Here is a 23,177-nt window from a genome sequence, read left to right on the forward strand (position 1 = left end):
CGGCAGACACGATGCACCGCGCTCATTAACCACTTGCAACTTATTCATGCCGACGATGGCCGAGATGCAATACATTGTTCGGACCTCGTTGTCATTGCCCTGAAGGAGCGTGCCATGCCGGCCTTGGCTACCCTGTTTGCGTTCGGACTCGTGTCGCTCGGCATGGCGCTGACGCCCGGACCGAACATGATCTATCTGGTTTCGCGCTCGATCTGCCAGGGCCGCCGCGCGGGCCTTGTGTCGCTCGGCGGTGTCGCGCTGGGATTCGTGTTCTACATGGTGTGCGCGGCAGTGGGCATCACCGCGCTGCTGCTGACCGTGCCGTATGCGTACGATGCGCTGCGCGTGGCCGGCGCGGTGTATCTGGCGTACCTCGCGTGGCAGGCGCTGAAGCCGGGCGGGCGCTCCGCGTTCCAGGTCCGGCAGTTGCCGCACGACAGCCGCGTCAGATTGTTCGCGATGGGCTTCGTCACGAATCTCGCGAACCCGAAGATCGCGGTGATGTATCTGTCGTTGCTGCCGCAGTTCATCGAGCCGGGGCACGGCAGCGTGCTCGTGCAATCGCTGGCGCTCGGCTGCGTGCAGATCGCGGTGAGCGTCGGCGTCAACGCGCTGATCGCATGCGCGGCCGGTTCGATCGCGGGTTTTCTCGCGGGGCGGCCGCTCTGGGCCGCGGTTCAGCGCGGGTTGATGGGGACGGTGCTGGCCGGGCTGGCCGTGCGGATCGCGCTGGAATCGCGCAGCTAGCGCGCGTCGGTCGGCGGTTCCGAGAAGCGTCGGCAGCGATCCGGCCTTGCGCCGACGGCATCTGGCATCGTCATCCGTGGCAATTGCCCTTCGCTTCCTTGACGATCGGCACGGGCTCGGTCTTGTCACGATGCCGTCCGCGCGTCGCGAGCCAGCACAGGATCGAGCCGCCGCACACCATCGACACGCCTTGCCAGAATGCCGCCGACAGCGGCGCGCGCAGCAGCGTGGCGGCGAGTGCGGCGGCGAGCACCGGCGTGAAGTACGATGCGCCGACGATGACCGTCACGTTGCCGTGCATGATGCCGGTGTTCCAGGCCGCATAGCCGAAGCCGAGTGCCGACGCCGCCAGCACGAGATACGCGAGCGCGCGCCAACTGAACGTCATGCCGCCGCCGCCTTCGATCGCGAACTTGATCCAGAGCACCACGGCAACCAGCATGAAGAACGGCGTCACGCCATTCTTGCCGTCGGCGATGCGCGCGGTCACCGTGCAGTAGCCGGCCCAGATCAGCGCGCCGAAGAACGCTAGGCCGTAGCTCAGCGGATTGTCCGCGACGTTGCGCAGCATGCCGGCCGGGTCGAGCCCCCGGTCGCCGCCGAGCACTCGCCAGATGCCGAGCATCGACAGCAGCACGCCGGGTACGACCAGCCGGTTCGCGCGCTGCTTGTTGAACACGATGGCCGCGACGAGCGTCAGGCTCGGCCACAGATAGTTGACCATCGCGACTTCGATCGCTTGTCGAGCGTCGCTCGCATAGCCGATCGACAACGCCAGGCACAGCTCGTACGACACGAACAGCAGCCCGCCCCACAGCAGGTAGTTTTTCGGGAATCGGCTCAGGTCGGGGAAGCCGATCGAAAACAGCAGAAGCACGGACGCCACCGTATAGATCAGCGCCGCGCCGCCGGTCGCGCCGAGGCTTTCGCTGACTCCGCGCACGAGCGCGACCACCGACGCCCACAACAGCACCGCGCAGAGTCCGACGAGCGTTGCGTTGTGCTTGCGTTTCATGCTTGCTGCCTGTTTCAACATGCTGATTCGATTCCGAATGATTCGGAGCGGCTCGCGCGGGCCGTCATCGCGAGCGGCGATACAAGGCGGAGATTTCGCCGGAAGCGCGCATTTTACGGGGGCGCAGCCGTCGCGGAGATTCAGCCGGACCGGCGTGTCCGATCGATTCGGTCGCGCGAGCCGATCACGCGCCGTCGATACGCCACGGTGCGCGGATTTCCGACAACCTGCGTCCGATCGCGTCGAGCCTCGCGTTTCGGGTCGGGCCCAGCGTCGTGACAAGGAGAAAACCGGCTGCCTCGATCGACAGATCGATCAGCGGCCAGCCGCCGGTTGCATCGCGAATTTCAAGTCGTCGTTCGCGTGGATCGACGTCGATGTCGCCATGCGCTTGCCGCAGCATATTCGCGATGGCGTCGAATGCGTCGGCCGTGGGGGGCGTGTGAATGCGGTATTCGAAACTCATCTGCATGGGCCGGCGTGCGACGCGGGCAGTCCAACCCGCGCCGCCCCTTCCGTCCGTCGACGGCCGCGCATCGGACGCCCCGCAGCGGGCGCCCGATGCGTCGATCACCGCTCGCGCCGCTTCTTGCTGAGCTCGATCGTCTCGAACAGCTCGTATTGCGCGGTCGGGTGCTGGTCGGCGCCCGGCGCGTGGTAGTAGCGCATCGTGATCGTCGTATGACCGCCCGGCTTGCCCGGATCGTGATCGAACACCGCGATCCCGTAGCCGGTGCCCGTATCGCGGCGCGCGGACCAGATCGCATCCTCGAGCGCATCGGCCGGCTGGCGCACGAACGTGTTCGGCGCTGTGCCCGGCACCGGCCGGTTCGGCTTCGTGAACACCTTCGCCTGCGCAAAGCCGGTCGACGGGTTTTCGCCGTACACGTCGAGCGGCGCGCTGGTGCCGCCGCCGCCGAGGATCAGGTGGATCGTGCCGTGGCTCGTGTCGAACGTCGTGCGGTCCGGGTCGTTCGAGCCGACCGGGCGCGGCTGCAGCGTTTCGACCACCTCGCCGGTTTTCGCATCGACGCCCGCGCGGTGATTGCAACCGCGCACCGGGTAGCTGCGCTCGTAGTCGTGATCGTGGCCGCACAGCACGAGGTCGACGCCGTAACGGTCGAACAGCGGCAGCCACGCTTCGCGAATGCCCTTGTCCGACCCATTGCCCGTCTTCGACGAACTGAGCGCGTCCTGGTGCATCTGCACGACGATCCAGTCGATGTCGTCGTCATGCGCGGCATGACGCAGCGTGCGTTCGAGCCAGCGCGTCTGCTCGCCGTTGCTGTAGCCGCGCACATAGAACGACGTGCCGGGCTCGATCGGCGGGCGGCCGGTGCTCGCGGCCGGCACGAGCGGCGCCGGGCCGCCGACGAACGCGGCGGCATCCTGGTAGACGACGTCGTCGGCGTCGAGCGACACGAACAGCACGGAGCTCACGCGGAAGCTGTACCAGCGGCCCGGGAAGCGCGTGCCGTTTTCCGGCAGCGTATAGCGTGCGAGGTACGAGTCGAGCCCTTGCGGGCCGTTGTTGAATTCGATCTCGTGATTGCCGGGGCAGGGCATCCACGGACGATTCGCGGCCGACGTCTGGTTGTTGTTGCCGAAATCGCGCCACACCTCGGGCTGGTGCGGGGGGTTCAGGTTCGCGTAGCAGAGGTCGCCGTTCAGCAGGTGAAACAGCGGCTGGAACTGCTCGACGGCCTGCACCGCGAAGCGGCTCTGCGGCGACGACAGCACCCACGCGCCGTTCGGCGTCGCGAGATCGCCGTAGCTCGTGAAACGGAACGGCGCCCGGCCGCGCGGCGCGGTCGAAAAATTCGCCGAGAACGGCTGTGCGGCGTTGCTGTCGTTGTCGGCCGTGATCTCGTAGCGGTAGCGCGTATCGGGCTTCAGCCCGTGCACGCGGGCGTGATACGCGAACACGGTCTCGCCGTTCAGGCCGTCGGTGTACAGGCGCTGGACGCCGTGCACGGTGCGCGCGGGCTCGCCGTCGGCGACGATGCGCGCGCGCGGATTGACGGCCGGGGCGAGCGACGCCCACGAGATCACGACTTCGGACGTCGGGTCGTTGCCCCACGTCAGGTGAACTTGTTCGGGCGTGCCGTCCGCATTCGACGCGGCGGCGCGGGCGGCCGCGAGCCCGCCGGCGGCGGTCGCGAGGCCGGAGACGCCCGCGAGTTTCAGGAAGCCGCGACGCGACACGGAGGCGGCCGGCTCGTTCGGCTGATCGGGGGAAGTGTCCTGGTTCGACATGGTCGGTGTGTTCGTTGATGGGGCGCGAGAGGGGAACCGCGCGGCCATGCGCGGGCACGGCCGGGGCGTGGGCCGGAAACGAGCGGGATCCCGGTCGCATGCATTGTCGAAGGGCAGTTTTGCCGCGTTGTGACAGTTCCGCAACCGTGCGCGCGCGGCGGCCGATACGTACGATCGCGCGTCACGCACCTTCGGTCGGCATCGGCGCCGGGCGGCCTCCCGAAAAATTATTCGCCGATGTCGCGACGGATTTCTCCGGCCCGCGCCGTTTAACGCATGAACGATCGCTTCCGGTCGATGCCGTTATTTCGGAGTCTTTCATGAAACTTTCTATTCCATTGCGATGGGCTGCCGGTTGCCTGGCGGCGCTCGCGACCTCCGCCGTATTCGCGCAGGCCGTCATCGTGGCCCCTTACGCGCCGCCGCCGCCGCGCGTCGAAGTGATGCCGGCGCCCCGTGCGGGTTACGTATGGGATCAAGGTCACTGGCACTGGCGGCAGGGCCGTTACGTATGGATTCCGGGCCACTGGCGGATCGTGCGGGCCGGTTACCACTGGGTGCCCGGACACTGGTCCGCGCGCGGGCCTGCCTGGCGCTGGGTGCCGGGCCACTGGGCGTGACGTGCACGCCGCCGCGCGTCGAAGCGATGCCGCGCAGCGGATTCTTCATGCAACATCATGAGCCGAAGCGATGCCCGTTCGAACCATCGTGATACTGGCGGCCGCAGCCATCGTGCTGGCCGGCTGCGTCGTGGTGCCGGCCCGTCCGGTGTATTACCGGCCCGCGCCGGTCGTCGTATATTGAGCGCGCCGGCCGACGGCCGCGCGGCCGGCAGACAGGATCGACATGCGGCGCGAACCGGATATCGATGAAACCGGCACGGCCGATACCGTGTGCGACGCCGGGCGTGACGCGCGCGGCGATGCCGGACCATCGGAACCGTCGGCATGGCGCCGTCCGGCGACGGCCCGACGCATGCAAGGAGAGCACGACGATGAGCTTCAGCCGGGCGGCGGGTCCCTCTGCCGCGACAGGGCGGCGCCCGCGCGCCGTGCGACGGAGCAGGCGGCGTTGAACGATCGCGGCGACCGCGATCCGGACGCGGAACTCGTCGCGCGCGTCGGCGCGCGCGATGCATCGGCGGTACGCGTGCTCGTCGCGCGCAAGCTGCCGCGGCTGCTCGCATTGGCGACGCGCATGCTCGGCGACCGGAACGAAGCCGAGGACGTCGCGCAGGAGACGTTCTTGCGAATCTGGAACCAGGCGCCGCGCTGGCGCGAAGGCGAGGCCCGCTTCGACACGTGGCTGCATCGCGTCGTGCTGAACCTGTGCTACGACCGGTTGCGCGGCCGCCGCGAGGAGCCCGTCGATACGCTGCCCGACGCGCCCGACACGCAGCCGGAGCCGGCCATGCATGCGGAACTGCGTTCGCGCGACGCGCGCGTGCGGCAGGCGCTGGCCGCGTTGCCGCCGAGGCAGCGGGAAGCGCTGGTGCTCCAGTACTATCAGGAAATGTCGAACGTGGAAGCGGCCAACCTGATGGGCATTACCGTCGATGCGCTGGAAAGCCTGCTCGCCCGTGCGCGGCGCAACCTGCGCGCGCAACTGGCCGGCGACCCACCTAGCGAGGACAAGCGATGACACCCGAACGATTTCGTACCATCGTCGCCGCGTACGGCTCGGATGCGCGGCGCTGGCCGCAAGCCGAACGCGCGGCGGCCGAAGCGTGGGCGCACGCGCATCCGCGCGACGCGCTGGAAGCGCTCGACGAGGCCGCCGAGCTCGATGCATGGCTGATGCAGGACACGGTCGCGCCGCCCGCGCCGGCGCTGGTCGAACGTATCGTCGCGACGGCGCCGCCGCCGCAACGCGCGCGCCGCCGCGGCCGCGTGTGGTGGTCGGGCGCCGCGTTCGCCGGCGTCGGGCTGGCCGGCGCGCTCGCCGGTGCGGTGGTCGTGTCGATGCTGATGCTCGGCAGCGCGCCGATCGCGCAACACGAACCGGGCTACCTGACGACCACGTTCGGCGGCCCGAGCATCGACGGAGCCGACGAATGACCGAACGCGGCTGGAAATTCACCCTCGTCGGCTCGTTCGTGCTGAACGTGTTCATGCTCGGCGCGATCGGCGGCGGCGCGTATCAATGGTTCTCGACCCATCGCGACCTGCATGCGGCCGGCGCGCCCGCATCGCGCACCGCGCTGCGTTTCGCCGCGGACGAATTGCCCGATGCGCGGCAGCGCGAGTTCGCCGCCGCGTTGAAGGCGGCGCGCAAGAGCGGCCGCGATTTCGCGCGGGAAGGGCGCGACGGCCGGATTACCGTGCTCGATCTGCTCGCCGCGCCGCAACTCGATCGCGCGGCGATCGATGCGGCGCTCGACCGCACGCGCGCGGCCGACACCGCGATGCGGGCGCAGGTCGAGCGCAGCGTTGTCGATTTCGCGGCGACGCTGACGCCCGACGAGCGCATGAAGTTCGTCGACGGGTTGCAGCACAGCGGGAACTGGCGTTTGCCGCCGAGGCTGCAGAAGAAGTCGGACGCATCGGCGAGCCAGTAAATCGAGTAAACCGCGCGAGCGGCGCGCGATCCGCGTGTTGCTCGCGCGTCATGCGTGCACCGGTTCCGATGAATCGCGCGGTCGTTATCCATTGACGATGCACGCCGCCGCGCTGCGAGACTTTCGCCCGGCGTTTCCCCGATCACAAACACAAAAAATATTTCCCTGCCTGCGACGGATTTCCCGGTGTGCTTGCGTTGAACGTGGGTACGCACCGCAAGAGAGCCCGTCATGGACCACCCGAACGACGCCACGCCGGCCGCGATCGCGCTGAACCGCTTCGGTCTCGGCGCGCGGGCCGACGAAGCACCCGAAGCCGACCCGAAGGCCGGCTTGCTCGCCCAGTTCGAACGCTACGACGCGCGGCCCGCGGCCTGGGCCAGCGAGCCGGACGCGATCACGCTCGCCACGCGCTTCGCGAGCACCCGCAACGCGATGACGAGCGACGACCCGGCCGCGAAGCGCGCGACCGAGCAGTCGATTCGCCGCGACGGCTACGACGCGTATCGCAGTGCCGTCGCCGCACGCATGAACAGCGCGCTGAACACGCCCGCGCCGTTCGTCGAGCGTCTCGTGCATTTCTGGGCAAACCATTTCGCGGTGTCGGTCGACAAGGGGCAGGTGGCCGCGTATGCGGGCGCGTTCGAGCGCGATGCGATCCGCCCGCACGTCCTCGGCCGTTTCGAGGACATGCTCGTCGCCGTCGAGCAGCATCCCGCGATGCAGCTGTTTCTCGATCAGGCGCGCTCGGTCGGCCCCGACAGTCCGGCCGCGCTGCGCGCGCAGGCACGCAATCCGTCGGCAAGGCGCGGCCTCAACGAGAATCTCGCCCGCGAAATCATGGAACTGCATACGCTCGGCGTGCGCACCGGTTACACGCAAGCCGACGTGACGGAATTCGCGCGTGCGCTGACCGGCTGGAGCATCGCCGGCGGCCGCGGGCCGCAACCGGGCGATGCGGCGCCCGGCGCATTCGTGTTTCGCCCGAATCTGCACGAACCGGGCGTGCGTACGGTGATCGGCCGCACCTACGATCAACCGGGCGAAGCGCAGGCGCGCGCGGTCCTGCACGACCTCGCGCGGTCGGAGGCGACGGGCCGACACATCGCGTTCCAGCTCGCTCGTCATTTCGTCGCCGATACGCCGCCGCCCGCGCTGACCGACCGGCTCGCCCGCGCATTCGATGCGAGCGGCGGCGACCTGCCGACCGTCTATCGTGCGCTGGTCGACGCGCCCGACGCGTGGTCGCCGGTCAACCGCAAGTTCAAAACACCGTGGGAGTGGGCCGTATCGTCGCTGCGCGGGCTCGGCTGGCGCGACACCGGTGATCTCAAGGCCGCGCCGCTGCTCGCGCAGCTCGGCCAGCCGGTGTGGCGGCCGGGCTCGCCGGCCGGCTACGACGACGTCGCCGCGAGCTGGACGGCGCCCGACGCGCTCGTGCGCCGCGTCGAGATCGCGCAGCGCCTCGCCGCGCGGACGGGCGACCGGCTCGACCCGCGCACGCTCGGCAACACGCTGCTCGCCGGTTCGATGAGCGCGCCGACCGCGACCGCGCTCGCGCGCGCCGAAAGCGCGACGACGTCGCTCGCGCTGCTGCTCGTGTCGCCCGATTTCCAACGGAGATGACCATGGCACTGTCCCGCCGACAATTCCTCAGCGTGGCCGCCGCCGGCGCGGGCGCGATCCTCGTCGCGCCGCGGATCGTATTCGCGAACGTCGAGACCGACCGGCGCTTCGTGTTCGTGATCCAGCGCGGCGCGGCCGATGGCCTGAACATCGTCGTTCCGTATGCGGAGCCCGCGTATGCGTCGCTGCGCGGCCCGCTCGCGATCGACACGGCGGCCACGACGCGACTCGACGGCACGTTCGCGCTGCATCCATCGCTTGCGCGTACCGCGCAGTTGTACCGCGACGGTCAGGCGCTGTTCGTCCATGCGATTGCGTCGCCGTATCGCGACCGCTCGCATTTCGACGGCCAGAACGTGCTCGAAACGGGCGGCCGCGCGCCGTACCAGGTGAAGGACGGCTGGCTGAACCGGCTGGCCGCGCTGCTGCCGGCGACGCGCGACAACGCGATCGCATTCGCGCCGACCGTGCCGCTCGCGTTGCGCGGCACGGTGCAGGCCGCGTCGTATGCGCCGTCCGGCTTGCCGGCCGCGCCGGACGATCTGCTCACGCGCGTGTCGTCGCTCTACGAAGCCGACGCGCAACTCGGCCCGTTATGGCGATCCGCGATGGAAGCGCGCGGCCTCGCCGGCGACGCGCATGCACGGCAGGACCCGGCGGGCGTCGGCAAGCTCGCCGCGACGTTTCTCGCGCGCGACGACGGCCCGCGGATCGCGATGATCGAGACGGGCGGCTGGGACACCCATAGCGCGCAGAACGCGCGGCTCGCGAATCAGTTGAAGGCGCTCGACACGATGCTCGCCGCGCTGCGCGACGGCCTTGGATCTGCGTGGCAGCAGACCACGGTGCTGGTCGCGACCGAGTTCGGCCGCACGGCCGCGGTGAACGGCACGGGCGGCACCGATCACGGGCAGGCGTCGGTCGCGATGCTGGCGGGCGGCGCGGTTGCCGGCGGGCGCGTGATCGCCGACTGGCCGGGGCTGCGACCGGGCGACCTGTACGAAGGGCGCGACCTGAAGCCGACCGCGTCGCTCGACGCGCTGATCGCGGGCGCGGCCGCCGACAGTCTGCGGCTCGATCCGCGCCGTACCGCGTCCGCGTTGTTTGCGGAAAGCGGCGTGACACGGCCGATGAACGGCCTGATTCGCGGAGTCGCGTGACGCGGCGCATGCCGCGCTCGGCCCGATCGACCCATGACACAACAGGGAGAATCACAATGAAGATCCAATCCGTTTCGCTGGCCGTGCTGGTGAGTGCGAGTGCCGTGCTGATGTCCGCTTGCGTGGTCGAGCCCGTGCGGCCGCCGCAGCCCGCGCCCGTCGTCGAGGTGGCGCCGCCGCCGCCCGCGCCCGGCTATCGCTGGGCGAAGGGGCATTACCGGTGGGCCGGCAATCACTGGGCGTGGGTGCCGGGGCATTGGGTGGCGGTGTACTGATCGTGCGCGACGTGCCGCGCGGTGCGGATGCCGGGAAGCGTATTGAACGGCGACGCGCGTTGGCCTAAGCTTGCGGATCCCGGCGACGGGCATCCGGCGACGGGCATCCGGCGACAAGCGATCGTGCGAAGTGCCGCGGCAACGGCGGCCTCGGCGGGCTCGATCTCGTTCGGTGAGCGCCGCCGCGAGGCGCACCTACCATCCGATCCGGTGCTTCTCTTCCGTCTCGCGATGGCGCCAGTCGTCGTCCGCGTGAAGATACTGGCTCGTCGTCGTGAGCGACACATGACCGAGGTTGTCGCGCACGAGCCGCAGGTCGACGCGGCCGTCGGCCATGTGCGAGCCCGCGCTGTGACGCAGCCAGTGCGCGGACGCCTGTTCGAGCACGCGCGCCGCCTGCTCGCCGGCCTCGCCGTTCGCGCGCAGCCGGTCGGCCGCGCGCCGGAACACCTGCTTCACGATCCGGTGCAGCGCCGTGCGCGTGAGCGGCTTGCGTGCCTGGCCGACCGGCAGCACGAGCGGCGTGGTTTCGCCGTCGCGCGGTAGCGCGGGCAGGCCGTGCGCACGCCGGTAGCGCGACAGCTCGGCCATCATTTCGTCGGTGGCCGGCACGAGCCGCTGCCGGCCGCCTTTGCCCGTCACGTCGAGCCACCAGCGCTCGCGCCCGGTCGCGTCGCGCCGGCAGAAGAATTGCCCCATCGTCGTATCGGCCGCTTCGGTGATGCGCAGCCCGCCGAGATACAGCAGCGTGAAGAGCCACCGCGCGCGATCCGCATGGAAGCATGCGCGGGCATCGTCGCGCGGCATCGCGGCGATCGCATCCTTCACCGATTGCCACAGCGGCTGCCCGAGATGGCGCGTGACGCGCGGCGCGGGCCGGCGTTGCCGCTGTCGCGACAACGCGAGCGGGTTGCCGGCCAGATAGCCGGCCTGCACGAGCCACGAGAACATCACGTTCAGGATCACCAGCGCCTGCCGCTGGCTGGCTGCCGACAGCGGCCCGTAGAACGGCCGCCAGCGCGGATCGTCGCGCGGATGCTTGCGGCCGCCGTTCGCGCACCATAGCTCGGCCGGCGCGGGGGCGAGCAGGAATTGCCGGTAGACGGCGAGATCCTCGTGCGTGAGCGACGACAGCGGCTTGCCGCACGCGATCACCGCCCACAGCAGCAGGCGCTCGGCTTCCTTGCGGTAGTTCTGGAACGTGGTCGGCGTATCGACGAAGCGCGCGAGCCACGCGCGCACGGCGTCGAGATCGTTGGTCGCGGCGATCTGCGGATGCGCGCTGCCCGAGCGATTGGTGCCTGTGCGTCCGTCGAGCGCGGCCGGCACGGTCAGCGTATCGATCGGCAGCGGCCGGAGTGCCGTGTCGGGCGAAGCGGATGAGGTCATGCGAAGGAAACGCGCTGCGCGCATCGCGCGGGCGTGGCCGGGCGGACGAACGCAGCACGCGAAGGCGTATCGGAAGCGCCGATGGTACACGATCGCCATACGATGAAGCCGTCGTCGACGGCGATCGCCTGGCCGGTGACGAAGCGCGCGGCGGAACCGGAACACGGTGACGTATCGGCTTGCACGCGACATCCGATCAACGCCGGTCGTCGAGCGCGGTCGGTAAGGTGTTTGTGAACCTTCTCGCCGGGCGGTTCGTCTAATTGGCCCTTCCACGCTCGCAGACGCATACCCGATGATTCACACGATCCGAACGCGGCTCGGCGCGGCCGTCATTGCCGGCAGCACGCTCGTCGCCGGATGCCGGACCGACGCCGCGGCACCCGCGCCGAGTGCCGCGCGCCCGGCCGACGGGAGGCTCGTGACGAAGACCGTCTATGTCGCGCCGCGGTCCGCGCGCTGCACGGGCGTCGCGCCGATGGAGTGCCTGCAGGTTCGTGGCAGCGCGGGCGAGCCGTGGAGCCTGTGGTACGCGGGAATCGAAGGGTTCGCCTACCAGCCCGGCTACCTGTACACGCTCGAAGTCGACGAATACCGCGCCGCGCGGCCGCCGGCCGACGGTTCGTCGATCCGCTGGGTGCTCAAGCGCGTCGTCGAGCGCCGCCAGGTGAACTGACGGGCACGATCACGTGGACGGGCGCGCCGCCGCACCGGCCGACGGCGCGGCCGTATCGATCCGCCGGAACACGACCGACGACAGCAGCGTCACCGCGCCCATGCACGCGAACGACAGCATGAACCCGTGCGCCATCGAGCCGCGATAGGCGGCGAACAGGTTGACGAGCCCGCCGCCGATCGACACGCCCAGCCCCATCGCCAGCATCTGCATCATCGTGAACAGGCTGTTGCCGCTGCCGGCATCGGCGTGCGACAGCCCCTTGAGCGTCACGCCGTTCATCGCGGCGAACTGCATCGAATTCGCCGTGCCGAACACGATCAGCAGCACACCTTCCAGCACCGGCGCGGGCCGCGCCGACACCAGCGCGAACCCCGCGATCGCGCAGCCGACGATCCCCGTATTCACGACCAGAAACGTCGCATAGCCGAAGCGCTTCACGAGCGGCGCGATCCAGCGTTTCGCGACGACGCCCGCGATCGCGGCCGGCAGCATCATCAGCCCCGATTGCAGCGGCGTATAGCCGAGCTGCACCTGCATCAGCAGCGGCAGCAGGAACGGCACCGAACTCGTGCCGATCCGGCACAGCAGGTTGCCGAGCAGCCCCGAGCCGAAGTTCGGCTCGCGAAACAGTCCGAGCCGGAACAGTGGCTGCGTGCGGCGCCGCGCATGGGGCAGGTACGCGAGCGCGCTCGCCAGCCCGAGCCCCGCGAGCCCCGCCGCCCACGCGGCGCGGTGCGCGGACATCGGCGGATCGATCGCGAGCGACAGCGCGATCATCGCGGCCGACAGCAGCGCACACCCGACGAAGTCGAACGGCGGCGGCTGCGTCGCCTGGTCGTGCGGCAGGTAGCGTTGTACCGCGATGAAACCGATCACGCCGACCGGCACGTTGACGATGAACACCCAGTGCCACGAAATCGCCTGCGTGAGCCAGCCGCCGAGCGTCGGCCCGACGATCGGGCCGAGCTGGCCGGCGATCGACACGAACGCGATCGCCGCGACGTACTGCTCGCCCGGCACGCGGCGCAGCACGGCGAGCCGCCCGATCGGCAGCAGCATCGAGCCGCCGATGCCCTGCACGGCGCGCGCGACGACGAGCTGGCCGAGCGTGTGCGACGCCGCGCAGCCGATCGACGCGAGCACGAACACGAGGATCGCGACCGAGAATACGCGGCGCGTGCCGAACCGGTCGGCGAGCCAGCCGGAGGCTGGCGTGAGCATCGCCATCGTCACCGTGTAGACGACCACGACGGGCTGCATCGCGAGCGGCGACGCATGCAGGCTTTGTGCGATGGACGGCAGCGCGGTGTTGACGATCGTCGTATCGAGCGACTGCATGAAGAACGCAGCGGCGACGATCCAGAGCAGCGCGGAATGTGTGGGTTCCCGGGACATGGCGAAATCGATGGTACGAGAGACGGGCGCCGGTGCACGGTCGCGCGGCGCCTGCCGGACTTCAAGCGCTCGATGGTACCGATTCCGCCGGTCATCGGGAAGCGGTATCGCCGACCGCATCGAGGGCATGTTCGTCGCCGGGGGGACGCTGCTCGACGCGGCACGCGCGCGTTCGCCCGTCCGAGCCGCGTGCCGGGCGCGCATCGTGGCGCTTGGCGATGAACGGATGCTCGACGTAGCGGTAAGTCAGCAGCGAACACAAGACGGCAACCAGCGCGCATGCGAGCGCGAGCGCCCAGATGCCGGAATCGCCGGCCGAATCGATCGGGAAAACGAACTTGTTGAACGCATGAACGATCATGTACACGATCACCATGTGGATCATGTAGATGCTGAAACTGGCGGTGCCGAGCAGCGCGAGCGGCCGGGTTTCGAGCAGCCCGTAGAACGTGTTTCCGCTGGCGATGCAGAGAAACACCGGAAGCAGCGGCAGCGCGCCTTCGATCGAATAGCGTTCGGTGGGGGACGGCGACATCGCGAGGATCAGCAGCGCGACGGTCGCCGCCTGTTTCGTGGCGAGCCGCGCGCGGATCGCGGGGTGGCGCGACATCTCGTGGGCCACCGCGCCAAGCGCGAACAGCAGCGCCATGCCGCCGGGCGGCCCGAACAACGCCGCGCAGGCCGTGACGATCGCGAGCGCGAGCAGCTTGCGCCACGCACGTGTGGCGACGAACCATGCGAGAAACGGGACGGCGACGTAGAACCGCCATTCGTAGGCGAGGGTCCACCAGACGCCGCTCAGATACGGCGTCCGCTCCGCTCCGTTGATCGGGAACGCGCCGAACCAGCCGAGCGAAACGGTCTTGAGCAGGTCGGCCAGCAACTGCGCCGGTGCGCCGACGGCGTTGCGCGGAAACCAGTAAAGCGTGCAGATGACGATGACGGCCGCGTAAAACAGATAGAGCGGCGCGAGGCGTCGCACGCGTCCGACGAAGAAGGTCCGCACGTCGAGCGCGCCTCGGCACGCGCGTTCCCAGAACAGCAGGCCGGTGACCATGAAGAACATCGCGACGGGAATCGTCCCGAGATTGCGCAGGAAATCGGTGCCGGCGCCCCAGACACCGGTCGACAGCAACGCCTGATTGCACGCGAAGTGATGGAAGACCACGGAGACGGCCAGCAGGCCGCGGAAACCGTCGAGATTGCGATAGCGCATCGACAGCGACTTGTCGACGGCCGACCGGTAGAACGGTACGTGCCGCGCGACGAGCCACGCGATGATCGCCACGGCCGCAACGCATGCCGGGAAGTAGAGTTGGTCGGGTGTCGGGGAGAACAGGGTTTTCAGAGAGGGCGTAACAAAGTCCACTGAAGAGCGTCTCGTGTCTTGGATCGGGATGTCAGGCACGGATGGTCGGATGGTCCGCGTCGATGCAAGGTCTTCTGCGCGCTTCGCACGGCTTTCGATCGCCGGTCTTGTGATCCGATGGTATCAAACGATCACGTGCGGCGCGGGCGATGTGGCGGCCCGTTGTGCAACACGATGTTTCAGGGCGAATCGAGGCGGCGCCCGTATTCGTGGTGCTTGTCACCCGCTGGGCTCGCCCCGCAAATTTCGTTCCTCGTGGGCCGGACCTTCGCCGTCGTCATTGGCGCTCGATTGGCCATTCGGCCGGCTTCCCCATCGGGCCGCTCCGGCTTACCTTGGGCGACAGCAGTTCGACGCGTCGGGCCAGCGGTGGAAGAGGGCGGATTCGTGCCGTCCGCTGTTGCTGGTGCACGCCGACCCGAGGTCCGTCCGGTCATGAAAGTGATAGCAATGCTTGCAATTTACCTTCATGTCGCTATCATTGATAGCAAATCTGGATGGAGGTACTCATGGCAAATCTTCTGGTGCGTAACGTGGATGACACTATCGTTCAAAGCCTGCGCGAGCAGGCGGCGGCCAATGGCAGGAGCGCCGAGGCCGAACATCGAGCCATTCTGGCCGAAGCGCTCGGCCGGCCGAAGCGGCGGACGTTTGCGCAAGTGCTGATGAGCATGCCCGAGGTGGGCGAAGACGCGGATTTCCAACGTGTTCAGGATTCAGGCGAGGTCAGGCGTGTTTTTGATTGATACGAACGTCATCAGCGAAATCAGGAAGGGCAAGCGAACCAACCGCGGCGTGCGGGCGTTCTTCCGGCAGGCCGAAGCCGAAGCGAGCCCGCTTTATCTGTCCGTCGTGACGGTGGCCGAGTTGCGGCGCGGTGTCGACCTGATCCGCCATCGCGGCGATCACAGCCAGGCGTCGGCGCTCGAGGCCTGGATGGCGATGATCCTGTCCGGCTATGCGTCGAACATCCTGCCGGTCGATATCGAGACCAGCCAGATGTGGGGGCATTTGCGCGTGCCCGATCCGACGCACGAACTCGACAAGCTGATCGCGGCCACTGCGCTGATCAACGATCTGACGGTCGTCACGCGCAACGTCGACGATTTCGCTCGCACCGGCGTGCGGTTACTGAATCCGTTCGATTAGCGTCGTGGTGGCAGTCGTCGTGCGAAGCCAGGGCGGGCGGAGGTCGGCACGCAGGCCAGCGCCTCGACGCTGGTTCCCGCGACCGGCCTAACCCGGCGGCGACATTTCACACTCAGAGCCTTTCAGAGCTCGTCTTCTCGTCCCGACGGACGATGTAAGGCCATCACCCCGGCCTGGCCAGAATCCTGCACGAACAGCGGATACTGAATCAGGAGCACGCCGGCATGATTGATGTCCGTGCGTGGGGTTATGTCGTCGTCGGCGCGACGCGCGTCGATGCGTGGCGCTATGCGGAAGACGTTTGCACACCTTTTCTCCGAAAGCCGGCGAATCCGCTTTTCAGAGCGAGTGCCGGCTTTTCTACGAGGAACCATGAAGCTGCGGCAAGTGGGGTTACGATGGCGGCGGTGAAAAGAGATAGCTTGGTCGGGCCGATGCCGATTCCGAAGTGCCACACCAGAATCTGCTGCACTAGGAACGCGTAGATATAAACGCCGTACGAAATGTCGAAGCGGTTCAGGAAGGCTAGCCTAGGCAGGCGTTCCACCGCGAAAATAACAACGAACGGCAGCAGCAGATTGAAGGCATACGCCCTGATCTTCCAGTTTGGACTGGCCGCGAACAGATAGAAGGGTAGCAGGACCAGCAAGACCGAAGCCGCCCATAGGATCCAGCTACGCGGCAAAGTTACAGTCGCGAGAAACGCTCCTCCCCAGAAAAACACGCCAAGGCGAGAAAGCTGGAAGGTGTTCATGCCGATCAGGTAGTTCCCTTGCCAGAGCAAATCACCCATCAGCGCCACGTAACAGCCGATCAGCATCAACAATAGCCCCTTCCAATTCAACGCCCCCGCCCACGATATGCCAAGTAGCATCAGATAACACGTTACCTCGAGCGATAACGTCCAGAGAGATCCATTGATGACAGCAACCGGATTCGTCACGAAGAATTGATGAAGCGTCGGGACGAGTCGATATAGAGAAAGGTTCGTCAGGTATTTTAGCCAGCCGGCAGACCACCCATGCGTCATGATCGGGCCGACGACGAAGATCGTAAGCAGTACGAGCACAAACAACCCTGGGAATATTCGCAGAGCTCGGTTGCGCAAGTAGACGAACGGGTTCGAATTGCGCTGCAACGATTTGCAGACGAGGTACCCGCTGACCGCGAAGAACGAGCTTACTCCGAACTCGCTGAACTGCGGGAAGCCGTGGGCTTCAAGCCAGTCATGGGGGAGGCCAAGCACGACGTAGCTGTGAGTGATGATGACCGCGTAGGCTGAGAGCAAGCGCAGAGCGGTGAATGCGTTCTGGTTATTGGGTGCCATGTAAGACTCCTATTTCTCCGGCGCAGTGTTGGCAGAAGTACGGGACATCTCTCGTCAGCGCCATATGGCAGGCGCTTGATTTACCGGCATGTAGCTACGCAGTTTGCAAGGGTATTCTTCTACAAAAAAACCGCATCTAACCAATTGAAATAAAAGAAAGTAGGGGCGGGTCATCCCGCCTATCCGATAGATACGCGCGTCATCAGCGAAATCAGGAAGGGCAAGCGAACCAACCTCGGCGTGCGGAGGACATTCTTCAGGCCGAAGCCGAAGCGAGCCCGCTTTATCCGTCCGTGGTCGCGGTGGCCGAGCTGCGGCGCGGTGTCGATCTGATTCGTCATCGCGACGATCACGGCCAGGCATCGGCATTCGAGGCCTGGATGGCGATGATCCTGTCCGGCTATGCGGAGAACATCCTGCCGGTCGATATCGGGCCCAGCCAGATGTTTGAGCGTGCCCGATCCGACGCACGAACTCACAAGCTGATCGCGGCCACCCCCGATCAACGATCAGCCCCCTATTTCCACCGCTCATCTTCTCGTCCCGACAGGCGATGTAGCCCCATGATCGGCCGGCATCCTGGCCAGCGCCCGACGGCCCGCGCTTGTGCGTCGCATCAAAATAACTTGACGAAACGGTCACTACCGCGTAGTGTCCGAGACCGAAGTCATCAAGAAGTCCGATTGCTCATCATTGGCCGTACACCGTGCGGCAGTCGTTGGTCTCTCCCTCTTTGATTCTTTCTGTGCCCGTCGCGGGCGCATGTTCAATTATTTGTATTAAGGAAGTATTTGTGGATACCGGTACCGTCAAGTGGTTCAACGAAACCAAGGGCTTTGGTTTCATTTCCCCGGACAACGGCGGCGACGATCTGTTCGCCCATTTCTCGGAAATTCGCGGCACGGGCTTCAAGACCCTGGCCGAAGGCCAGAAGGTCAGCTTCGAAGTGAAGCGCGGCCCGAAGGGTCTGCAAGCGTCGAACATCACGCCGCAGTAAGTCGCATCGGCATCGGGCGCCAAGCGGCGGCCGATGCCGGATGGAGTATCGCGCGGGGCGCCGCATGGCAGCGGCCCGCGCGTTCCGATGCGCACGACCGATGCATCGCGACATTCACGATGCATCGGTCGTGACGCCTCCCTCATCGCATGCGTGAACCGCATGCGACGCAACGCCCTCGCGAAGCGCACGTCGTTTCGCGAGCGCATCACCGCTTCAACGCATCAACCCGAGCAGACCGCCGCCATGCCGTAGCTGGCGCGGTCCCGACTTGCGCGGCGCTGCTGGCGCCGCAGCCACCGACCGCCCGAACGTCGCAACGCGCCGGGCTCCGATCGCAAGACAGGCCCGAGGCCCGTCTGAACGAACCGATCCCGGCCGCCTGCCGGCCGCCGTCCCGTTTGCGGGCGCGGCGCCGGGCAGTTGCCGCGGCCGCGGTCAATCACCTTGTCTGGAGGAATTGGTTTGGCAAAAGAAGAACTGCTGGAACTGGACGGAATCGTCGACGAAGTGCTGCCGGACAGCAAATACCGTGTCACGCTGGAAAACGGCGTCGTGGTCGGCGCATACGCGTCGGGCCGCATGCGCAAGAACCACATCCGCATTCTCGCGGGCGATCGCGTGACGCTGGAACTGTCGGTGTACGACCTTACCAAGGGCCGCATCAACTTCCGGCACAAGGACGCGAACTCGCCGCGTCCGCCGCGTAGCGGGCAACCGCGCCGCTAAGCAGTAACGATCGGGCGCGCAACACGGCTCCGATCGTCATCCGTCCGGCCCCGTCATGCGGCCGGACACACTGGATGGAGAGCGCGATTCGCGCCGCTCGTCGGCCGCCGTCGGCGTCATTACGCCGCGGCGGCCGAGGTCATCTCCGGCCGCTGTGCGTGTGCAACGCTCAAGTGGCCGCGTCTCGCAGGAAATCTTCTACGATCGTCGCGAAATACGGCGGACATTCCTGCATCGGGTAGTGCCCGCAATTCGGAATTTTTAGCAGCCGTGCGTTCGGGTGCCATGCGAGAAACGTTGCGTGCATCGCCGCTTCGTCGAGCCCTGGGTCCTTGTCGCCGACGATGACCAGATAGCGCGTGTCGAGGCTGCGGATGTCGTCGACGAAATCCGCCCCGATCAGCATGTCGAGATACGAAAGCCGGCATGCGGGCGCTACGCGTTCGCGATTCTGCCGCAGCTTCACTTCGGCCCAGCGCGCCGACAATCCACCCGTCACGAACCGTACGAGCCGGCGCAATGCATCGTCGTCGACGGTCGTGCTCGCGAAGAATGCACGGGCGTCGCCGCTCAGGCGATTGCCGGCCGCCGACACCGGGCATACGGCGATCGCGCTCTTGATGCGTGAGGGAGCATCGGCGGCGATGCGTTGCGTCGCCATGCCCGTCATCGAATGGCCGATGATGTGAAAACGTTGCCAGCCGAGCCGATCGGCGAGCGCGAGGCAGTCGACCGCGATCTCGCCGACGGTGTACGTGCCGCTCATATGGATCGATCGTCCGTAGCCGCGAAGGTCGACGAATACGTACGTGAAGGCCGTTTCGTCCAGATACGGCAGCAGCGCCGTGTAGTTCGTATGGTCGCCAAGCCAGTCGTGCAGGACCATCACGCATTCGGGGCCCGTGCCGTATTGAAGGTAGCCCAGGCCGCCGGGCACGCTGGCCGGGCGGGAGGCGAGGGTGTCGATAAGGTTCATTTCAAGTCGTTTCCTTTTGGTCCGGGAACCAAAACGAAACGCCCTCCCGGCGGACCGGGAGGGCGTCTTGAAAGTGGATCGATCGTATCGGGCCGTCCGGCGGAAGTCAACGGCTGGCGCGATGCGTTCGTGATGCGCGGCATGTTTCTTTACGCCCGGCCGGCGCAGCCGTACACTCGTCGGCGATTCGCGGCCCGTGTACGTGGCTTTCGAGCCGTGCAGCTGCTTTCAACGGGCCGACGATCGTACTCGCATGACATTCGTCGCGCGACGCCAGGAGGCGCCATGAGTGCAGACGCAGCCCCCGCATCTTCTTCCGCTCCCGCCGCACCCGCGGCTCAGGATCGCATCCGGCACGTGTTCGTGCTGATGCTCGAGAACCGTTCCTTCGATCACCTGTTCGCGCTGTCGGGCATCGCCGACATCGTCGCCGCGTCGCCGGGCGACAGCAACGCGTACGGCGGTGCGGTCTATCCGTTCGGCGGCGGCGCGCCGGACCAGATGCCGACCGATCCGTGCCATGAATTCACCGACGTGCTCGAACAGCTTTGCGGCGCCGGCGTGCCGTTCGTGAAAGGGCAGCCGTATCCGGGCATCGACAATTCCGGCTTTGTGTCGAACTACGCGACGTCGCATTCCGAGGGCTCGCCGCCGCAAGCCGACAATGCGGGCACGATCATGCAGGGCGCCGATATCCGCACGCAGGCGCCGTCGTTGTATGCACTCGCGAATGCGTTCGTGCTGTGCGACGCGTGGCACGCGTCGATGCCGGGGCCGACCTGGCCGAATCGCTTCTTCCTGCATGGCGCCTCGTCGGCCGGCCTCGACCATTCGCCGACCCGGGAGGAGATGGCCGGATGGGATACGCTCGACGGTTTTCGCTATCCGAAGGGTTCGATTTTCGATGCACTTGGCGGCGACCACTGGCGCATCTACCAGGACCAGTCGGGCGACCCGCTCGGCCACGTGCCGCAGGTCGCATCGCTGAAGGGCATCAGCTTCTTCGACGTCGACGATCTCGCGCATTTCGAAGCCGATCTCGCGGCCGGCTACACCGCGCGCTACACGTTCATCGAGCCCGGCTATGGCGACATCGTGCACGGCACCTACCGGAACGGCAGCTCGCAGCACCCGATGGACGGGCTGGCCGGCGGCGACCGGCTCGCCGCGCGCGTGTACAACGCGATCCGCAATTCGCCGGTGTGGAACAGCAGCCTGTTCGTGATCGTCTACGACGAGCATGGCGGCTTCTACGATTCGGTCAGGCCAGGCGCTGCGCCGCCGCCTAACGATGGCGCGCCGGCCACGTTGAATGCGAGCGGCTTCGGCTTCGACGTGTATGGCGTGCGCGTGCCGGCGATCGTGATTTCACCGTGGGTCGCGGCCGGGCACGTCGATCACACACCGTATGACCACGCGTCGATAGGCGCGACGCTCGAGCGGCTGTTCGGCCTCGCGCCGCTGACCGACCGCGATCGTCTCGCCAACGACCTGCTCGGGCTCGTCACGACGACGTGCCGGACGGATTGTCCACAAAGGATCGGAACATGAGTCCCACCCCGACCCCGGACGCACGCGATGCGCTGCCCGTGCGCGACGGCACGAGCCTGATCGCCTATCTGCATGTCCTGAGGAAAGCCCATGCGGCCCTGGTCGGCCAGGAACAGGCTCACCAGCGCTTCAGCGAGATCGTCACGCGCGGGCAGGCACGGCAGTACATCGAGGAACTGATGCCGGTGCTGTTGAATAAGCGCACCGAGCATCGGGCGCGTAAGCATGGCGGGAAGCATCGTTGAGCGAAGGGCGAGCACGCAGGTGGCGCGTCATGCCGCCCGCTGCACGCTGACGGCCGACACCGCCGCGCCTGTCAGTTGAACGACCGTGCCGACGCCGGCCAGCGCGCGTGCGGCGATCAGCACCGACACCGACGGCGCGAGTGCGCACAGCAGCGACGCGATGGTGAAGACGTCCGTGCCGGCCAAGAAGACGCGGCGGCGGCCGTACAGGTCGGCGGGCAGCCCGCCGGTCAGCAGCACCGCGTACGTGAGGTTGTAGCTGTCGACGACCCATTGCAATGCGCCGACACCGGCATGGAAATAGGCGCAGATCGCGCGTGGCGAGATTGACGACGGCCGTGTCGACTTGGGCCATGAGTACGGCGACGCACAGCGTGAGCAGGGTCGCGCCGCGGCGTTTGACGGTTCGCCCGGCCAGGGGCGGCCTGTCCTTCGGTATGGGCCACGGGCGGGGCGCCTCGGGTGCCGGTCGATCGAGCCCGGACGTTGCCTGCCGACAGCGTGGTGTCAGCAGCCCGGAAACCTCTGGCACGCAAGCGGCATGCCCGCGCGCCGCATGACGTCACGCCGCCTTCGCGGCTCGATTCGGTTCCGCTCGACGCGTATTCCGGATCTGCCTGATCGCAGGATCGTTCGTGTCGCTCGTCACGACTCACGTATGCCGTGCGTGCGCGGCGATGTCGTGAATTCGCCCACCTCCGTCGGGATCGACGATCAGTGCAATCGTGTTCTGTGTCGTCATGGTGGCCCACGTTGTTGTTGCGAGATCGATGGGCTTTTACACGTGCGGGTCAATCGGGTCGATACCGGGTCGATTGCGTGGTACGTCGCCATTGGCTTAAGATCGGCGGGAGACCATCCCATGCCTTCAGCGTCAATGAAAACGAGCATAAGCCTGCGGGTCGCCGTCATCGCGTCGGCCGTTGCCGTGTACAGCATCTACATGCATATCCAGCAGTTGATCAGCGGCTGCATGTGGGTCAGGGGCCATCGGCGCTGCAGTTTCGAAAACAGTACGAATTTCCAGGGCCTGATGGATCTGGACCTGATGATCACCTGTTGCTGGGTCGCCGCGGCGGTGGTCGGGTGGATTTCCGTTGCGCAGCGCACGAAGAAACCGGGTTAGCCACGTAATGGTCGTGCTGCCCGGGTGAACAGGCACGAAATACCGCTCGACCGGATCGAATCCCGTCAATCCGTGACAACGCGCATTCTCTGACGAGGCGCGGCGGTGCGCTCGATGCATGCGAGTCCGAAACGAACGCCTGATTCCGCTGCCGGCGGACGAGATCATGCCGATCGCCGGAGACACGCGTTGCATCGCGCGCGGCGCGAGGGGAGGTTCCCGTGCAATTTCCAACAGGATCGGTGGTCGCGCTCAGCTCGGCGGCAGCCACGATGTTCTCGATCGGCATGCTGTTTCTCGGCTACTGGGGATTGCACGAAGCATTGCCCTGGCGGTTCGGCGACTACGTCGTGATCGTTCCCGCGCTGGCCGGTTTCGCGTGCCTCGCCAGCGTGCCGTTTCTCGCGACGTCTCCGATGAAAACGCCCGACGACGAGTCGAGAATGTTCGTCGCGCGACGCGTGTTTCTGTGCGGCGCGGGCGCGGTGTGGTGTGCGATCGTCGTGTCGCTGATCGTGTGAGAACAGCGTGACGGGACGGTTTTCGGAACAACCCGGCGAACCGGTCCCGAAACGTCTGACGTGAGGCCGGAGCCGACGGTTTTCACGC

At 67.0% G+C, this 23,177-nt stretch carries 25 protein-coding genes and 2 pseudogenes; 18 read left to right on the forward strand and 9 right to left on the reverse strand.

The window, feature by feature from the left end; genetic code table 11:
• Nucleotides 1-114 precede the first annotated feature (114 nt).
• Entirely contained in the window at nt 115-747 is a 633-nt protein-coding gene (locus QZM72_RS07775) for a LysE family translocator (RefSeq protein WP_089469912.1), read from the forward strand.
• Between the two features lie 70 nt (nt 748-817).
• On the opposite strand, the gene yddG is transcribed toward QZM72_RS07775, so the two are convergent.
• From yddG to QZM72_RS07790, 3 genes are all read right to left on the reverse strand, one after another.
• A complete protein-coding gene (yddG, locus tag QZM72_RS07780) occupies nt 818-1,762 on the reverse strand; it encodes an aromatic amino acid DMT transporter YddG (protein ID WP_301737742.1) in 945 nt (314 codons plus the stop codon).
• Nucleotides 1,763-1,946: 184 nt separating this feature from the next.
• A complete protein-coding gene (locus QZM72_RS07785; protein ID WP_301737743.1) occupies nt 1,947-2,228 on the reverse strand; it encodes a hypothetical protein in 282 nt (93 codons plus the stop codon).
• Nucleotides 2,229-2,332: 104 nt separating this feature from the next.
• Nucleotides 2,333-4,018 (reverse strand): metallophosphoesterase family protein, encoded by a 1,686-nt coding sequence (locus QZM72_RS07790; RefSeq protein WP_301737744.1) that lies wholly within the window; start codon nt 4,016-4,018, stop codon nt 2,333-2,335.
• Between the two features lie 320 nt (nt 4,019-4,338).
• Between QZM72_RS07790 and QZM72_RS07795 the strand changes: the two genes are divergently transcribed.
• The 7 genes from QZM72_RS07795 to QZM72_RS07825 all read left to right on the forward strand — a co-directional run bounded on the left by QZM72_RS07795 (nt 4,339) and on the right by QZM72_RS07825 (nt 9,636).
• A complete protein-coding gene (locus QZM72_RS07795) occupies nt 4,339-4,638 on the forward strand; it encodes a YXWGXW repeat-containing protein (RefSeq protein ID WP_301737745.1) in 300 nt (99 codons plus the stop codon).
• Nucleotides 4,639-4,864: 226 nt separating this feature from the next.
• Entirely contained in the window at nt 4,865-5,659 is a 795-nt protein-coding gene (locus QZM72_RS07800; protein ID WP_301737746.1) for an RNA polymerase sigma factor, read from the forward strand.
• Nucleotides 5,656-6,075: a hypothetical protein gene (locus tag QZM72_RS07805; RefSeq protein ID WP_301737747.1), complete on the forward strand. Its 420-nt coding sequence runs from the start codon at nt 5,656-5,658 to the stop codon at nt 6,073-6,075. Before QZM72_RS07800 ends, QZM72_RS07805 begins: the two co-directional genes overlap by 4 nt.
• Nucleotides 6,072-6,575, forward strand: coding sequence for a periplasmic heavy metal sensor (locus QZM72_RS07810; RefSeq protein ID WP_301737748.1), 504 nt, complete (start codon nt 6,072-6,074; stop codon nt 6,573-6,575). The genes QZM72_RS07805 and QZM72_RS07810 overlap by 4 nt, the downstream gene beginning before the upstream one ends.
• Nucleotides 6,576-6,806: 231 nt before the next feature.
• Complete coding sequence (locus QZM72_RS07815) at nt 6,807-8,201, forward strand: DUF1800 family protein (RefSeq protein WP_301737749.1); 1,395 nt, start codon at nt 6,807-6,809, stop codon at nt 8,199-8,201.
• Nucleotides 8,198-9,361 (forward strand): DUF1501 domain-containing protein, encoded by a 1,164-nt coding sequence (locus QZM72_RS07820; RefSeq protein ID WP_301737750.1) that lies wholly within the window; start codon nt 8,198-8,200, stop codon nt 9,359-9,361. The genes QZM72_RS07815 and QZM72_RS07820 overlap by 4 nt, the downstream gene beginning before the upstream one ends.
• 56 nt (nt 9,362-9,417) lie before the next feature.
• Nucleotides 9,418-9,636 carry a YXWGXW repeat-containing protein gene (locus QZM72_RS07825; RefSeq protein ID WP_089469901.1) on the forward strand — a complete coding sequence of 73 codons (219 nt, stop codon included), beginning with the start codon at nt 9,418-9,420 and terminating at the stop codon, nt 9,634-9,636.
• Between the two features lie 195 nt (nt 9,637-9,831).
• Here the strand turns inward: QZM72_RS07825 and QZM72_RS07830 are convergent, their stop codons facing one another.
• Nucleotides 9,832-11,025, reverse strand: a complete 1,194-nt coding sequence (locus QZM72_RS07830; RefSeq protein ID WP_301737751.1) for a tyrosine-type recombinase/integrase — start codon at nt 11,023-11,025, stop codon at nt 9,832-9,834.
• A 295-nt stretch (nt 11,026-11,320) separates the two neighbouring features.
• On the opposite strand from QZM72_RS07830, the gene QZM72_RS07835 reads away from it, so the two are divergent.
• Nucleotides 11,321-11,701 (forward strand): DUF4377 domain-containing protein, encoded by a 381-nt coding sequence (locus QZM72_RS07835; RefSeq protein WP_301737752.1) that lies wholly within the window; start codon nt 11,321-11,323, stop codon nt 11,699-11,701.
• Nucleotides 11,702-11,710: 9 nt separating this feature from the next.
• Here the strand turns inward: QZM72_RS07835 and QZM72_RS07840 are convergent, their stop codons facing one another.
• On the reverse strand, nt 11,711-13,099 hold the full coding sequence (locus tag QZM72_RS07840; RefSeq protein WP_301737753.1) for a DHA2 family efflux MFS transporter permease subunit: 1,389 nt from the start codon (nt 13,097-13,099) through the stop codon (nt 11,711-11,713).
• A gap of 91 nt (nt 13,100-13,190) precedes the next feature.
• Nucleotides 13,191-14,468, reverse strand: coding sequence for an acyltransferase (locus QZM72_RS07845; RefSeq protein WP_301737754.1), 1,278 nt, complete (start codon nt 14,466-14,468; stop codon nt 13,191-13,193).
• A 509-nt stretch (nt 14,469-14,977) separates the two neighbouring features.
• On the opposite strand from QZM72_RS07845, the gene QZM72_RS07850 reads away from it, so the two are divergent.
• Entirely contained in the window at nt 14,978-15,214 is a 237-nt protein-coding gene (locus QZM72_RS07850; protein WP_069618041.1) for a DNA-binding protein, read from the forward strand.
• Nucleotides 15,201-15,617, forward strand: a complete 417-nt coding sequence (locus tag QZM72_RS07855) for a type II toxin-antitoxin system VapC family toxin (RefSeq protein WP_179233516.1) — start codon at nt 15,201-15,203, stop codon at nt 15,615-15,617. The genes QZM72_RS07850 and QZM72_RS07855 overlap by 14 nt, the downstream gene beginning before the upstream one ends.
• 286 nt (nt 15,618-15,903) lie before the next feature.
• Here QZM72_RS07855 and QZM72_RS07860 read toward each other — a convergent pair whose 3' ends face one another.
• The gene (locus tag QZM72_RS07860; protein ID WP_301737755.1) at nt 15,904-16,944 is read right to left on the reverse strand and encodes an acyltransferase; all 1,041 of its coding nucleotides are present in this window, start codon (nt 16,942-16,944) and stop codon (nt 15,904-15,906) included.
• Nucleotides 16,945-17,154: 210 nt separating this feature from the next.
• On the opposite strand from QZM72_RS07860, the pseudogene QZM72_RS07865 reads away from it, so the two are divergent.
• The 3 genes and pseudogenes from QZM72_RS07865 to infA all read left to right on the forward strand — a co-directional run.
• Nucleotides 17,155-17,393, forward strand: a pseudogene (locus QZM72_RS07865) (VapC toxin family PIN domain ribonuclease); the annotation flags it as partial.
• 344 nt (nt 17,394-17,737) lie between these two features.
• A complete protein-coding gene (locus tag QZM72_RS07870) occupies nt 17,738-17,941 on the forward strand; it encodes a cold-shock protein (RefSeq protein ID WP_006483056.1) in 204 nt (67 codons plus the stop codon).
• Nucleotides 17,942-18,406: 465 nt separating this feature from the next.
• Nucleotides 18,407-18,670 (forward strand): translation initiation factor IF-1, encoded by a 264-nt coding sequence (gene infA / locus QZM72_RS07875; protein ID WP_006483034.1) that lies wholly within the window; start codon nt 18,407-18,409, stop codon nt 18,668-18,670.
• Between the two features lie 169 nt (nt 18,671-18,839).
• Here the strand turns inward: infA and QZM72_RS07880 are convergent, their stop codons facing one another.
• Entirely contained in the window at nt 18,840-19,646 is an 807-nt protein-coding gene (locus QZM72_RS07880; RefSeq protein WP_301737756.1) for an alpha/beta fold hydrolase, read from the reverse strand.
• Nucleotides 19,647-19,931: 285 nt separating this feature from the next.
• Between QZM72_RS07880 and QZM72_RS07885 the strand changes: the two genes are divergently transcribed.
• Nucleotides 19,932-21,197: an alkaline phosphatase family protein gene (locus tag QZM72_RS07885; RefSeq protein ID WP_089469894.1), complete on the forward strand. Its 1,266-nt coding sequence runs from the start codon at nt 19,932-19,934 to the stop codon at nt 21,195-21,197.
• Nucleotides 21,194-21,442 (forward strand): hypothetical protein, encoded by a 249-nt coding sequence (locus QZM72_RS07890; protein WP_301737757.1) that lies wholly within the window; start codon nt 21,194-21,196, stop codon nt 21,440-21,442. The genes QZM72_RS07885 and QZM72_RS07890 overlap by 4 nt, the downstream gene beginning before the upstream one ends.
• An 87-nt stretch (nt 21,443-21,529) precedes the next feature.
• On the opposite strand, the pseudogene QZM72_RS07895 reads toward QZM72_RS07890, so the two are convergent.
• Nucleotides 21,530-21,797 (reverse strand): annotated as a pseudogene (locus QZM72_RS07895) (MFS transporter); the annotation flags it as partial.
• Nucleotides 21,798-22,319: 522 nt separating this feature from the next.
• Here QZM72_RS07895 and QZM72_RS07900 point away from each other — a divergent pair.
• Both QZM72_RS07900 and QZM72_RS07905 read left to right on the forward strand, forming a co-directional pair.
• A complete protein-coding gene (locus tag QZM72_RS07900) occupies nt 22,320-22,568 on the forward strand; it encodes a hypothetical protein (protein WP_301737758.1) in 249 nt (82 codons plus the stop codon).
• Nucleotides 22,569-22,789: 221 nt separating this feature from the next.
• Nucleotides 22,790-23,089 (forward strand): hypothetical protein, encoded by a 300-nt coding sequence (locus QZM72_RS07905; protein WP_089469890.1) that lies wholly within the window; start codon nt 22,790-22,792, stop codon nt 23,087-23,089.
• The last annotated feature ends 88 nt before the right edge of the window (nt 23,090-23,177 follow it).

Origin of the sequence: Burkholderia sp. AU45388 (assembly GCF_030481585.1) — a bacterium.
In the GTDB taxonomy this organism is placed as follows: Bacteria; Pseudomonadota; Gammaproteobacteria; order Burkholderiales; family Burkholderiaceae; genus Burkholderia; species Burkholderia sola.

Coding starts and splice junctions, on each gene's coding strand:
- QZM72_RS07900 (WP_301737758.1), top strand. CDS start 22,320: ATGAAAACGAGCATAAGCCTGCGGGTCGCCGTCATCGCGTCGGCCGTT.
- QZM72_RS07880 (WP_301737756.1), bottom strand. CDS start 19,646: ATGAACCTTATCGACACCCTCGCCTCCCGCCCGGCCAGCGTGCCCGGC.
- QZM72_RS07890 (WP_301737757.1), top strand. CDS start 21,194: ATGAGTCCCACCCCGACCCCGGACGCACGCGATGCGCTGCCCGTGCGC.
- QZM72_RS07805 (WP_301737747.1), top strand. CDS start 5,656: ATGACACCCGAACGATTTCGTACCATCGTCGCCGCGTACGGCTCGGAT.
- QZM72_RS07825 (WP_089469901.1), top strand. CDS start 9,418: ATGAAGATCCAATCCGTTTCGCTGGCCGTGCTGGTGAGTGCGAGTGCC.
- QZM72_RS07850 (WP_069618041.1), top strand. CDS start 14,978: ATGGCAAATCTTCTGGTGCGTAACGTGGATGACACTATCGTTCAAAGC.
- QZM72_RS07800 (WP_301737746.1), top strand. CDS start 4,865: ATGCGGCGCGAACCGGATATCGATGAAACCGGCACGGCCGATACCGTG.
- QZM72_RS07775 (WP_089469912.1), top strand. CDS start 115: ATGCCGGCCTTGGCTACCCTGTTTGCGTTCGGACTCGTGTCGCTCGGC.
- QZM72_RS07785 (WP_301737743.1), bottom strand. CDS start 2,228: ATGAGTTTCGAATACCGCATTCACACGCCCCCCACGGCCGACGCATTC.
- yddG (WP_301737742.1), bottom strand. CDS start 1,762: ATGAAACGCAAGCACAACGCAACGCTCGTCGGACTCTGCGCGGTGCTG.
- QZM72_RS07835 (WP_301737752.1), top strand. CDS start 11,321: ATGATTCACACGATCCGAACGCGGCTCGGCGCGGCCGTCATTGCCGGC.
- QZM72_RS07885 (WP_089469894.1), top strand. CDS start 19,932: ATGAGTGCAGACGCAGCCCCCGCATCTTCTTCCGCTCCCGCCGCACCC.
- QZM72_RS07820 (WP_301737750.1), top strand. CDS start 8,198: ATGACCATGGCACTGTCCCGCCGACAATTCCTCAGCGTGGCCGCCGCC.
- QZM72_RS07860 (WP_301737755.1), bottom strand. CDS start 16,944: ATGGCACCCAATAACCAGAACGCATTCACCGCTCTGCGCTTGCTCTCA.
- QZM72_RS07815 (WP_301737749.1), top strand. CDS start 6,807: ATGGACCACCCGAACGACGCCACGCCGGCCGCGATCGCGCTGAACCGC.
- QZM72_RS07810 (WP_301737748.1), top strand. CDS start 6,072: ATGACCGAACGCGGCTGGAAATTCACCCTCGTCGGCTCGTTCGTGCTG.
- QZM72_RS07830 (WP_301737751.1), bottom strand. CDS start 11,025: ATGACCTCATCCGCTTCGCCCGACACGGCACTCCGGCCGCTGCCGATC.
- QZM72_RS07790 (WP_301737744.1), bottom strand. CDS start 4,018: ATGTCGAACCAGGACACTTCCCCCGATCAGCCGAACGAGCCGGCCGCC.
- QZM72_RS07795 (WP_301737745.1), top strand. CDS start 4,339: ATGAAACTTTCTATTCCATTGCGATGGGCTGCCGGTTGCCTGGCGGCG.
- QZM72_RS07840 (WP_301737753.1), bottom strand. CDS start 13,099: ATGTCCCGGGAACCCACACATTCCGCGCTGCTCTGGATCGTCGCCGCT.